The sequence below is a fragment of the Sandaracinobacter neustonicus genome, from assembly GCF_006385875.1.
GTDB lineage: Bacteria > Pseudomonadota > Alphaproteobacteria > Sphingomonadales > Sphingomonadaceae > Sandaracinobacteroides > Sandaracinobacteroides neustonicus.
Genome location: NZ_VFSU01000021.1, coordinates 74,328 through 86,388, shown reverse-complemented (window position 1 = coordinate 86,388; position 12,061 = coordinate 74,328). Strand labels below are relative to the sequence as shown.

At 65.7% G+C, this 12,061-nt stretch carries 12 protein-coding genes; 1 reads left to right on the top strand and 11 read right to left on the bottom strand.

Annotated features, from left to right (window positions below):
• Nucleotides 1-234: 234 nt before the first annotated feature.
• Nucleotides 235-381, top strand: a complete 147-nt coding sequence (locus FJQ54_RS17450; protein ID WP_181160040.1) for a hypothetical protein — start codon at nucleotides 235-237, stop codon at nucleotides 379-381.
• Here the strand turns inward: FJQ54_RS17450 and FJQ54_RS07750 are convergent.
• From FJQ54_RS07750 to prfB, 11 genes are all read right to left on the bottom strand, one after another.
• On the bottom strand, nucleotides 361-1,875 hold the full coding sequence (locus tag FJQ54_RS07750) for an alkaline phosphatase (protein WP_140927843.1): 1,515 nt from the start codon (nucleotides 1,873-1,875) through the stop codon (nucleotides 361-363). The genes FJQ54_RS17450 and FJQ54_RS07750 overlap by 21 nt on opposite strands.
• A complete protein-coding gene (locus FJQ54_RS07745; protein WP_140927842.1) occupies nucleotides 1,872-2,795 on the bottom strand; it encodes an isopenicillin N synthase family dioxygenase in 924 nt (307 codons plus the stop codon). Before FJQ54_RS07745 ends, FJQ54_RS07750 begins: the two co-directional genes overlap by 4 nt.
• 53 nt (nucleotides 2,796-2,848) lie before the next feature.
• Entirely contained in the window at nucleotides 2,849-3,736 is an 888-nt protein-coding gene (locus FJQ54_RS07740; RefSeq protein ID WP_140927841.1) for a hypothetical protein, read from the bottom strand.
• Nucleotides 3,729-4,583: a carboxylating nicotinate-nucleotide diphosphorylase gene (nadC, locus tag FJQ54_RS07735; protein WP_140927840.1), complete on the bottom strand. Its 855-nt coding sequence runs from the start codon at nucleotides 4,581-4,583 to the stop codon at nucleotides 3,729-3,731. Before nadC ends, FJQ54_RS07740 begins: the two co-directional genes overlap by 8 nt.
• Nucleotides 4,580-6,646 (bottom strand): prolyl oligopeptidase family serine peptidase, encoded by a 2,067-nt coding sequence (locus tag FJQ54_RS07730; protein WP_140927839.1) that lies wholly within the window; start codon nucleotides 6,644-6,646, stop codon nucleotides 4,580-4,582. Before FJQ54_RS07730 ends, nadC begins: the two co-directional genes overlap by 4 nt.
• 573 nt (nucleotides 6,647-7,219) lie before the next feature.
• Nucleotides 7,220-8,659: an NAD-dependent succinate-semialdehyde dehydrogenase gene (locus tag FJQ54_RS07725; protein ID WP_140927838.1), complete on the bottom strand. Its 1,440-nt coding sequence runs from the start codon at nucleotides 8,657-8,659 to the stop codon at nucleotides 7,220-7,222.
• Complete coding sequence (gene tatC / locus FJQ54_RS07720) at nucleotides 8,656-9,444, bottom strand: twin-arginine translocase subunit TatC (RefSeq protein WP_181160039.1); 789 nt, start codon at nucleotides 9,442-9,444, stop codon at nucleotides 8,656-8,658. Before tatC ends, FJQ54_RS07725 begins: the two co-directional genes overlap by 4 nt.
• Entirely contained in the window at nucleotides 9,441-9,779 is a 339-nt protein-coding gene (tatB, locus tag FJQ54_RS07715) for a Sec-independent protein translocase protein TatB (protein WP_140927837.1), read from the bottom strand. Before tatB ends, tatC begins: the two co-directional genes overlap by 4 nt.
• Before the next feature lie 21 nt (nucleotides 9,780-9,800).
• Entirely contained in the window at nucleotides 9,801-10,028 is a 228-nt protein-coding gene (locus tag FJQ54_RS07710; protein WP_140927836.1) for a twin-arginine translocase TatA/TatE family subunit, read from the bottom strand.
• A 46-nt stretch (nucleotides 10,029-10,074) separates the two neighbouring features.
• A complete protein-coding gene (gene scpB, locus FJQ54_RS07705) occupies nucleotides 10,075-10,659 on the bottom strand; it encodes an SMC-Scp complex subunit ScpB (protein ID WP_140927835.1) in 585 nt (194 codons plus the stop codon).
• 263 nt (nucleotides 10,660-10,922) lie between these two features.
• Nucleotides 10,923-12,051, bottom strand: a protein-coding gene (gene prfB, locus FJQ54_RS07700; protein ID WP_140927834.1) for a peptide chain release factor 2 whose coding sequence is annotated in 2 segments (ribosomal slippage) — nucleotides 10,923-11,981 and nucleotides 11,983-12,051 — 1,128 coding nt in all. Because the reading frame shifts where the segments join, the coding sequence is not laid out codon by codon here.
• Between the last annotated feature and the right edge of the window lie 10 nt (nucleotides 12,052-12,061).

The window sequence follows — 12,061 nt, the reverse complement described above, 5'->3', positions numbered from 1 at the left end:
ACCGCGCGCACCCCTCCCGAGCCAGCGGTCAGCGGGGGATTCCGCCTTCGCTGTCAAGATTCTTTACACCGTGCGGCAAAAATGCCGACAGCTTACGCTTGGGAGACGCCATTGCTCCACTGGCTTCGAAGGGCTTCAAATCCCCCGTCGCCGCCGACCCTTGAATGTGGCGCGGGAACGGATATCGCCAAGGCAGGCCGGGAAAGCAAGCCCGGGGTGGGGAAGGCAGGACTAATGACAGGTGGTAAGACAGAACGTGAGGCGCGGCTGAAGGCCGCGCTGCGCGACAATCTCAGGAAGCGAAAGGCGCAGGAACGGGCGCAGGATGCCCCCGCACCCGCCGCCGAGCCAGATGACGGATCAGCGCCAGCCGAGCGCTGAGGCGATGATGTGGAAAATGCTGTTCTGCTCGATGGTGCCGGATGCCAGCGGGCTACCCGGCCCCCCTGCGAACAGCGCCACATCCTCCCCGCCATGGGTTTCCGAATTCGTCAGGAACGCCTTGGGTTGCAAGAAGTTCGGGTCCGTCGGCGGATAGGTGGAGTTCAGCGTCTTGCCGCCCGATTTCACTTCCAGCGGCCCGTTCATATAGCCCAAAGTCGTCATCGGCCGCCCCAGCTGATCCACCACCGCGCCGTTCGCATCGGTGCGGCTGCCGCCCTCGCCGCCCTCGATGGGCCGATTGAAGCCCAAAATCGGATTCCCGCGCGGGGGGTAGCCCGCCATGGTGAACACATGGCTGTGATCGGCCGTCACCAGCACCAGCGTATCGCGCAGGTCCACGGTTTTCAGCACCTCCTCGATCGCGCGAGAGAATTCGGATGCCTCGTCCAGCGCGCGATAGGCGTTGGAGATATGGTGACCATGGTCGATCCGGCCGCCCTCCACCATCAGCACATAGCCCTTGCCAGAGCGCTTCGATCCGGCCTGCAACTTCTTCACCGCGAACGTCGCCAGTTCCGCCAGAGATGGCTCTTTGGCTCGATCCGCGTCCACGTTGAAATCCAGATGGTCGGCGTTGAACAGGCCGAACACCTTGCCCGGCGCCGCCGGATCCAGCGCCCGGAACGGCGCGGCCGAATCGACGAAGCGGCCCGTGGGCCAGCTTTTCTGCCATTCCGAGATCAGGTCGCGGCCGTCATCGCGGCTGCCGCCCGCGGCGGTGGGGCGGAACTTCGCCAGCCCGCCGCCCAGCACCACGTCCGCGCCGCCCTTGAACTGCACCAGCTGCGCCGCAATGTCCGTGCAGCCGGATTTGCGCGCCTCGGCCGGGTAATTGCGGTCCGTCGCTTCCCAGTCCCGCGAGGGGGAATGAGAATAGACCGCCGCCGGCGTCGCATGGGTGATGCGCGTCGTCGTCACGATCCCCAGCCCCAACCCGCGATCGTTGGCGATCTCGCCCAGCGTCTTCGGGAACAGGTCCGGCGTCTTGCAGGTGTCCGGCCCCTGCCCCGGGCGGATGCCCAGCACGCCGATCCGCGTCTTGGTGCCCGTGGTGATCGCAGCCGCCGTCCCGGCGCTGTCCGGCACCTGCGCGTTGGTGTTGTAGGTCTTCACCAGCGCCCGCTGCGGCAGCTTTTCAAAGCTCAGCAGATTTTCCTCGCCGCCCTCAAAGCCCGGATAGCTGCCGCCAGCCGCCTTCGCCCGCTTCTGCGCGTCATAGATTCGCGCGGCGGCGATGGTGGAAACGCCCATGCCGTCGCCAATGAAGATGATCACATTCTTCGCCCGCGCCGCGCCGCCGGGAATCTGCCGACGCGCCGCGATCTCGGCCTCCGCCTTCTTCCAGCTCGGCTCCTCGGAAGCAGTGGTCTTGATCGGCTGCGCGGCCAGCGGGGATGCGGCCAGCGCCGCGAGAATCAGGATTTTCTTCATGAAAGCTTTATCTCGGCCAGACGTTGCAAAAGAAAGTCATGCGCGGTGATCGGCGGCATCGCCGAATTCTCCACAAAGGGTTCGATCAGCCAGTCCGGCCGGTAATGCAGGAAAAACGGCATGGAATAGCGCGAGAGGTGCCGCCGCTCCGCCGGCGGGTTCACCACACGGTGCGTGGTGGAAGGCAATTGCCCGCCCGTCTGCCGCTGCAGCATGTCGCCCACATTGATCACAAGGCTGCCCTCGGGCGCGGGCACCTCCAGCCACTCGCCTTGCCGGGAGAGCAGCTGAAGCCCCGCTTCCTCCGCCCCCAGCAGCAGGGTGATCACATTGATATCCTCATGTGCGCCCGCGCGCACCGCGTCCGCCTGTGGCGAAACCGGCGGATAATGCAGCAGCCGCAGAATGGAATTGCCATCCTGAACCGGGCTTTCGAAGAAATCCGCAGGCTGTCCCAGATGCACGGCAATCGCCTTCAGCACCCGCAGTCCCGTCTGCTGCAACGCCCCGAACAGCGCCTGCAACGCCGGGCGAAACTCCGGCAGCTCCTCGTCCGGCCAGATATTGGGGGCCATGATCCCGCCGAACCGATGCCCCGGCGGCAGGTCCAGCCCCACATGCCAGAACTCCTTCAGGTCAGAGAGGCTCGCCCCCTTCGCCGTCTCGATCCCGAACGGCGTATAACCCCGCTGCCCGGCCCCGCCCGCCTGATGGTAACGCCGCTTCACCTCGTCCGGCAGCGCAAAAAAGCGCTTCGCCGCCTCCCACGCGGCCCCGATGGTGTCGGCCGGAATCCCATGCCCCTCCACCACGGCAAAACCGGTGCGCCGGAAACTGTCCCCGAACCGCGCAGCGGCCTCGGGGAGATTCTCCTCCACCAACGAAAGCGGAACGGGCGAAATATCGGCACGACTCGGCATGATGTTGCCTTAAACCGGGATGCGTCAGCGTTGAAGGGCGCGAATGTCGCGGCTCACTTCTCACCCTCTTCGGCGGCCAATTCCTCCGCAATCCCATTGCGGATCGCAGTGCGCTGCGTCCGCGCCGGTCGATCCAGCCGGAACTTCATCGCCGCAGAGATCAACGCCTTGTCCCAGCGGGTGAGTTCCTGCGGCCCATCAGCCGCAAACAGGTTCAGGATGCTCGGCGCGGCAGACGGATCGGCCGGGTGCCGCACCGGTGCAAGCGTCACCATCGCCACATAATCCACCACCGCATCCAGCGGCTTGCCGTCCGCCAGTTCCACATCCACCACCGCAAAGGCATGCGTCACCGAAATGCCCAGGTTCGTGCTGATCAGCGAGCTGTTATAGCCCGACGTCGCCACGGTGGAGGGAGACAGGCTGGCAAGCGCCCCGGACCCGGCGCTCTGCGCCCCCAAGATCGCCGCCGATCCGCTGCCGGCCTCCACTCCGGACGCGTCGCCCACAGCGGTCGCCCGCCACCACACCACAGGCCGCCGCACATCGCGGATATCCTTCACCTCGCGCGGCTCCAGCTGGGATAGCAAGCGGGACCGGCGGCGCAGCATCGCCTGCACGAAGGATTGCCCGTTGGCGGCAAAGGCGATCACCAGATTGCTGCGGCACGGGGCGTCCGCCACCTTGGCGCCCGCCTCCCGCGCCACCGCCGCCACCCGCTGGCGCACCCGCGCCTCCATATCGGGCTGCAAACCCATCACCCCCACACATACCGGAGAGGTCCAGCGCGCGAACTGCCCCATTTCCGGGGTGGGCATCACCTCTCCCACAAACTCCCGCGCCTGCTCCCGAATCTTCACCGTCGGGGCCGTCACGGTGATGGTATCCGCCTGACGCGGCGCTTCCACAATCACCGGAGGCGGATCGGGCGCGTCAAACATCGGCGGCCCAATAATCCATCCCCACATCCGCCGCAGGCGCGCTTTGGGTAATCCGCCCCACCGAAACGAACGTCACCCCCGTTTCGGCAATCGCGCGGATCGTTTGCAGATTCACCCCGCCAGACGCCTCCGTCGGCACCCGCCCGGCCACCAGCGCCACCGCCTCGCGCAGTTCCGGCGGCGGCATATTGTCCAGCAGCAACCGGTCTGCGCCCGCCAGAATCGCAGGCTCGATCTGGTCCAGCCGGTCCACTTCCACGGTGATGTTGGAAAGCCCGGCGGCCTTGCAGGCGGAAACCGCCTGCGTCACGCCGCCCGCCGCCGCGATATGATTATCCTTCACCATGGGTGCATCCCACAGCCCCATGCGATGGTTGGTGCCGCCCCCCATGCGCACGGCATATTTTTCCAGCAGCCGCAACCCCGGCAGCGTCTTGCGGGTGTCCAGTAAGGTCGCGCCGGTGCCCGCAATCGCCTCCACAAAGCGCCGCGTCAGCGTGGCGATCCCGCTCAGATGCTGCAACGTGTTCAGCGCAGACCGCTCTGCCGCCAGCAGCGCGCGCGCATTGCCCGCAACCCGCATCAGATCGGTTCCGGCCGCCACCGCATCGCCATCCGCCACCAGCAGTTCCACACGGCAATCCGGGTCCAGCCGCCGGAAGAACGCCACGGCCAGCGGCAGCCCCGCCACCACCACGGCATCCCGGCTGTCCAGCACCGCCGCCAGCCGCGCGTCAGGCCCAAGGCAGGCCGTCGCCGTCAGGTCGCGCGCGGCATCCGCCACGCCGCCCAGATCCTCGGCCAGCGTCGCCTCGACAAACCGGTCGAGGTCGAACCCGTCAATCACTTCAGTTCCTTGTTCAGATAGGCCAGCATCAGCGCATAGCGGTAAGCCGCCTCTTTCAAATTCGCCACGCCCGCATGGCCGCCGTCGATATTCTCGTAATAGTAAATCGGGTGGCCCTGCGCCTCCATTTCGGCCGCTATCTTGCGGGCATGCGCCGGGTGCACCCGGTCATCCTTGGTGGAGGTATAGAAGAATACGCGCGGATATTTCGCTTGCCTGCGGATGTTCTGATACGGGCTGTAGAGCTTGATGAACTCCCAGTCGCTCGTGTCCGGATTGCCATATTCCGCCATCCACGAAGCGCCCGCCAGCAGCAGGTGATACCGCTTCATATCGGCCAACGGCACGCCCACCAGCGCCGCATCATACAGGTCCGGCCGCTGGGTATAGGCGACGGAGGACATCAGCCCGCCGTTCGAACGCCCATGCACGGCGATCTTGCTGGCAAGCCCCGTCTTTTTCAGATCCTCGGCCACCGCATGCAGATCGTCATAACTATTCTGCCGCTTCTCCAGCAGCGCCGCCTGGTGCCAGCGCGGCCCATATTCGCCGCCGCCGCGGATGTTGCCGATCACAAACTGGTTGCCCGCTTCCACCCACATCTGCGCCTCGGGCTGCAGATAGGCGGGCGTCAACGCGATCTCGAAACCGCCATAGCTCCAGTAATAGGTCTTCAGCGGCCCCTTCGCGCCCTTCGGCCGGATCACGAAATAGGGCACCTTCGTGCCGTCCTTCGAGGTCGCGAAATGCTGCGCCACTTCGAACTTCGATCCGTCGAAGAAGGCAGGCGCAGTCGCCAGCACGGTCGGCGTGCCGCCATCCACGGCCTTCATCAGCCGCGACGGCTCGGTAAAGCCCACCACATTGGCGTAAAGCGTATCGCCGTCATCCGTCGCCACCAGCCCCAATGAGCTGTTGGCGGGCAACGGGACTTCCCGGCTGGCCCATTTGCCACCCTGCCGCTGCAAGCGCACCAGCTTGGCAGAAACATTGTCCAGCAAATTCACATAGATGGCCTTGCCGGTCGAATCCACGCCGTCGAGCGCCTGCGTGTCGGTGGGCGTGAACACCGGCTCCACTGCACCCATCGCCCCGCTGGCGGGCACCGCATAGGACACAAGGCTGCCCTTCGGAATCCCGTTGAAATCGGTGCGCAGCAAGGCAAAGGCGCGCGGCCCGTCGCCCACATCGGCGATGAACTGGAAATCCGCATCATCCGGCAACGGAGAGGCGATCAGCCCCCCATCGGCCGACAGATGGTGCAGCTTGCCGGTCCAGAAGGTCAGCGCCTGCATCAGCACCGCCCGCCGCCCAGCCCCGCTGCCATAAGCAGCCGGATTCACCGCCATATCGCCTTCCGGAATCGTCAGCAGCAGCTTCGCATCCGCCAAAGGCGTGCCACGAGTCCACAGCCGCGCCTCCCGCGCATAGCCAGACGCGCTCACCAGCCCGGTGGCGCTCGCGATCAGCAGCCGGTCCTTGTCCAGCCATGCGGTGGATTGCTTCGCCTCCGGCGCGGCAAAGCCACCCTCCGAAGCCGGCACGAACCGCCGCGCCCTAGTATCGAACTCGCGGATTTCCACCGCATCCTTGCCGCCAACAGACAACCGCACAAGGCAGCGCCCATAATCCGCGCCAAAGCAACTGGCCCCGGAAAACTGCAGATTCTTCTTCTCCGCCGCCTCCAGCGCATCCATGTCCAGCAAGGTGGTCCACACCGGCTTCCCGGCATCGAACGCCGCCCGCGGGCTCACCCGCCAGATGCCGCGCACATGATCCTTGTCCCGCCAGAAGTTGAACACCTCCGTCGCCGTCACGCCGCTCGGGCTTGCCCCCGTCGGGTAGGCAATCCGGCGCGGATCCTGCAAAATCGTCTCCGCCTTCGCCCGCCAGGCGGCAAAGCCCGGCACCGATTCCAGCTCAGGCAGATAACGCGCATTGTGGGCGCGAACCCAATCCAGCTGCTTCTCCCCCGTCACATCCTCCAGCCAGAGATGAGGGTCCTCGGCAGCCAGCACAGGCGAAGCGGCGGCGATCATGGCGGCAATAGCGATCTTTTTCATGGCCCGAACGCTAGCGGCTGGGTGCGGCGGGGGGCAAGCGTGAAGTCGCAGCGCTCTGGCGTTGGACCGCGGCCCCCCCGGGGGTTTTGCCTCCGGCGGGCAGGGAAATGATTTCCCTGTACCCTCTAACTTTGCGTCGCGCCTGAATTCCAGCGCGGTGCGGGCGATCCACTTTAAATACCTGCGGTGCTACGAAGACTCTCTCTCCCCCCGTTGGAGAGAGGGGGAGCAACGCTAGGTATGACCCACCAACCTCCCCGCCCCCCCAACCTCTCAACCCGCTCAGCCTGAGCTTGTCGAAGGCCCCTGAACAAACCCAACACCCTCCCAACCCCCACAACCGTCACACCGGACTTGATCCGGGGTGACGTGTGAAGACGTGGGTGGAACAATCCCCAACTAGCGCCGCAGGCAATCACTCCCCCGCCAGCACAACCTCAACGATTAACCTACTCATGTGGGTGCAGGGAGCACGGCTTCCTGCCGGGGGTTGAGGGGGCAGAGCCCCCTCAGTCTATGCGAGCCGCCGTCCGCCAACAGTCCCGCGTTTGCCGCCATCCGGCGGCGGGAGCATCAAACCCCGATGCAGAGATATTTCGTCTCCAGATACTCATCCAGCCCATATTTTGAGCCTTCGCGGCCCACGCCCGATTCCTTCACGCCGCCGAAGGGGGCGACTTCGGTGCTGATGAGGCCGGTGTTGATGCCCACCATGCCGTAATCCAGCGCTTCGGCGAGGCGGAACACGCGGCTGAGGTTCTGGCCGTAGAAATAGGCGGCGAGGCCGAATTCGGTGGCGTTGGCGGCGGCGATGGCGTCTGCGTCTGTTTCGAAGCGGAACACCGGGGCGAGCGGGCCGAAGGTTTCTTCACGGGCGACCGCCATTTCGGCGGTGACGCCCGAGAGCAGCGCGGGGGCAAGGAAGGTGCCGCCCATGCGGGTGCCGCCTGTCAGCAGGGTTGCGCCTTTCGCCACGGCGTCGGCGATATGCTCCTCGGTCTTCTCGACTGCCGCCATGTCGATCATCGGGCCGATGTCGGTGCCGGGTGCCGCGCCGTCGCCCACTTTCAGCTGTTTCACCCGTTCGGCGAGGCGGGCGACGAAGGCGTCGTGGATTCCGGCCTGCGCATAAATGCGGTTGCTGCAGACGCAGGTCTGCCCGGCGTTGCGGAACTTGGACTGGATCGCCCCTTCCACGGCGGCGTCCAGATCGGCGTCATCCAGCACGATGAAGGGAGCGTTGCCGCCCAGTTCCAGGCTGATTTTCTGCACATGCTGCGCGGCGGCGGCATAGAGTTGCTTGCCGATTTCCGTGCTGCCGGTGAAGCTGAGCTTGCGCACGGTGGCGTTGGCGGTGAATTCGGCGGCGATGGCCGAGGCGCTGCCGGTGATGACGGAGAGCAGGCGCGCATCCAGCCCGGCCTCCACCGCGAGGATGGCGAGCGCGACGGCGGACAACGGCGTGGCGCTGGCCGGCTTCACCACCATCGGGCAGCCGGCGGCGAGCGCCGGACCGGCCTTGCGGGTGATCATCGCGGCGGGGAAATTCCACGGCGTGATTGCGGCCGCCACGCCCACCGGCTGCTTCAGCACGAGGATGCGCTTGTCGGCCGCGTGCGGCGGGATCACGTCGCCATAGGCGCGCTTTCCTTCTTCGGCGAACCATTCGATGAAGCTGGCGGCATAGGCGATTTCGCCCCGGCTTTCGGCCAGCGGCTTGCCCTGTTCCGCTGTCATGATCTTCGCCAGATCCTCCTGATTGGTCATGATCAGGTCGAACCAGCGGCGCAGGATGATGCTGCGGGCTTTCGCCGTCTGCGCGGCCCACGCAGGCATAGCTTGAGCGGCGGCGGCGATGGCTTCGGCGGCTTCCGCGCGGCCCAGTTTCGGCACATGCGCCAGCGTCTCGCCCGTGGCCGGGTTGGTGACGGCGATGCCGTTCGCGTCGCCCTCGATCCAGCGGCCTGCGATCAGGTTTGCGCCGCGCAGCAGTTCGGGACGGGCGAGGTTCATTCGGCGGGCTTGTCCTGCGTGGCGGGCAATGTTTCGTCGCTGGCTTTGCGGCGTTCGGTGAAGCGGATGGTGATCAAGCTGATTTCATAGAGCAGCACCAGCGGCACCGCGAGGAGCAGCTGCGACACCACATCCGGCGGGGTGAAGATGGCCCCGATCACCACGGCGACGACGATGAAATAGCGGCGGAACGCCACCAGCTGCTCGCGGGAAACGATGCCTGCGCGGTTCAGCAGCACCAGCAGCACCGGCAGCAGGAAGGCCACCCCGAAGGCGAACAGGAACTGCATGATAAAGCTGAGATATTGTCCGACGGAGGGCAGCGCCTCCTGACTGACGCCGCTGTTGCCCAGATCGCCCTGAAAGCCCAGCAGGAACTTCAGCGCGGTGGGGATGGCGACGAAATAGGCGAAGCTCGCCCCGGCCACGAACAGGAAGGGGGTGGCGGCCAGAAACGGCAGCAGCGCCGTCTTTTCCTGCCGGTACAGCCCCGGTGCCACAAAGCGCCACATCTGCGTGGCGACCACGGGGAAGCTCAGCATCAGCGCGCCGAAAAAGGCCACGCGCACCTTCACGAAAAAGGCTTCGAACACCTGCGTGAAGATCACCCGATCCTGCCCGGCGGCGGCGAGCGGGCGCACCAGCAGGGCGAAAATCTGTTCCGCGAAGGCGAAGCAGATGAAAAAGGCGATCAGGATCGCGCCGACGGACCAGAGCAGGCGCGTGCGCAGCTCGATCAGATGATCGATCAGCGGGGCCTTGCTGTCGTCGATGTCGGGGATCATGGCAGCGGCTGCTGGTCTTGCGGGGTGGAATCTTCGGCGGCGGGCGCTTCGGGCGCAGGCGTTTCCGCCGGACTCTGGGCGGGCTGGTAATCCGGCATGGTCGGCGTTTCCGCCATGATCTTGCGGTTATGCTCCGCCCATTGCTTTTCCATTTCCTCCAGCTCGGCCTGCCGCATCATCTCGTCGAAGCCGGAGCGGAGGTGGCGCGTCATGGCGCGGGCCTTGCCGGTGTAGCGGCCCACCACGCGCAGCGCGTTGGGCAGGTCTTTCGGGCCGATCACGATCAACGCGACGACCGCGATCAACAGCAGCTCGGTTCCGCCGATCTCGAACATGGATGGGTCCGGTCAGGCGCCTCAGCGGGGCGCCTGATCCTGAACGGTGGTGGGCTGCGGTGCCGGATTCTGCGTCACCTGCGCAGGCGGCGGGGCGTTGATGGCGTTTTCTTCCTCCGCCAGCCCCTTCTTGAAGCTCTTGATGCCCTTCGCCAGGTCTCCCATCATCTCAGAGATGCGGCCCTTGCCGAAGAGGAGCATGACGACGATGGCCACGATGACCCAGTGCCAGATGCTCATGCTACCCATGGTTTCAAACTCCCGGTGTCGCGCGCGCAGGCGCGGAATTGCCTATCTAGTCGCTTGATGCGTCGGATGCCAGTGCGGCGGCCTCATCTTCGTCCTCCGCCGGATCGGGCAGCGGTTCCAGCAGCCCGGCGGCCTTCAGTTCGGCGAGGCCGGGCAGATCGCGCCGCGTTTCCAGCCCGAAATGCGCGAGGAAGGCGGGCGTGGTCGCATATTGCATCGGCCGCCCCGGCGTTTCGCGGCGGCCGGCGGGGCGGATAAAGCCCGCCTCCATCAGCGTGTCCAGCGTGCCACGCGCCGTCTGCACCCCACGGATTTCCTCGATCTCGGCACGGGTGACCGGCTCATGATAGGCGATGATCGCAAGCGCCTCCTGCGCGGCGCGGCCCAGCTTGCGCGGCACCTCGCGCGCACGCTCCAGCACGGTGGCGCAATCCGGCGCGGTCTGGAACAGCCAGCGACCGCCGCGCTGCACCAGATTCACACCGCGCGGCGCATAATCGGCCGTCAGGCTTTCCAGCGCCGCGCCCAGATCGCCCTCGCCCGCATAGGTGCGGATGTCGGCAGGCGTCAGCGGTTCGGCGGCGGCGAAGAGGACTGCCTCCACCCGGCGGGCGTAGTTGTCAGCGGGCATTGGGGCGACCTGAATTGAGGGGGCGCCGCCCCCTCAAACTCCCCTGGTAGGGAAATGATTTCCCTGCACCCTCGATATTGGGTTCCCAATCGGAGGTCGGGCTGAGAGAGGAGGTTATTGCCTGCGGCGCGAGCAAGCCCCAGCGCCGCAGGCAATCAAACTCCGCCACGCGCGCGTGTGTGGGGCGAGAGCACAACGCCAATTTAGAGGGTGCAGGGAAATCATTTCCCTGCCCGCCGGAGGCAAAAAAACCGCCAGCGCCCTTAATCGACATCTTCGACGTCAGCCTTTTCCCCCGTAACCCGCTGGCTCAGCGCGGCGGCCATGAACGGGTCCAGCGCGCCGTCCAGCACGTCTCCGGGGGAGGTGCTCGTCACCCCGGTGCGCAGGTCTTTCACCAGCTGATAGGGTTGCAGCACGTAGGAGCGAATCTGGTGGCCCCAGCCGATGTCGGACTTGGTGGCGTTCACCGCGTTCGCTTCCGCCTCGCGGCGTTGCAGTTCGGCTTCGTAGAGGCGCGCGCGCAGCATCTTCCACGCGGTGGCACGGTTCTTGTGCTGCGACCGCTCCGTCTGGCAGGCCACCACGATGCCGCTGGGCAGGTGGGTGATCCGCACCGCCGAATCGGTGGTGTTGATATGCTGCCCGCCCGCGCCGGAGGCCCGGTAGGTGTCGATCCGGCAATCGGATTCCTTGATCTCGATCTCGATCGAATCGTCGATTTCGGGATAGACCCAGACGCTGGAGAAGCTGGTGTGCCGCCGCGCCGAGGAATCATAGGGGCTGATCCGCACGAGCCTGTGCACGCCCGATTCCGTCTTGGCCCAGCCGAACGCGCCTTCGCCTTTCAGCAGCATGGTGGCGGATTTGATCCCGGCCTGTTCGCCCGCGTTATAGTCGATCAGCTCCACCTTGAAGCCGCGCCGCTCGCCCCAGCGCATATACATGCGCTGCAACATCTCGGCCCAGTCCTGGCTTTCGGTGCCGCCCGCGCCGGAGTTGATTTCGATGAAGGCAGACAGGCCGTCCGCCTCTCCGGAGAGCAGCGCCTCCACCTTGTCATGCTCGGCCTTCTCGGCGAGCTCTGACAGGGCTTTCACCCCTTCGTCCGCCAGAGCCTCATCGCCTTCCATTTCGGCAAGCTCGATCAGCTCCACGGTTCCCCGCAGTTCCGATTCGATCTTCTTCGTGGCGGTGATCGCTTCATCCAGCTTGCGGCGTTCGCGCATCAATTCCTGCGCGGCGCGGGGATCGTTCCACAGCGTGGGATCCTCTGCGCGGTGGTTTAGCTGATCGAGTTTCTGAAGGGCGCGATCCCAGTCAAAGAAACCTCCTCAGCAGGGCAAGCGCCTGCTCGATTTTGTCGACGTAATTCTGGGCTTCTGCACGCATGATGGGGGGC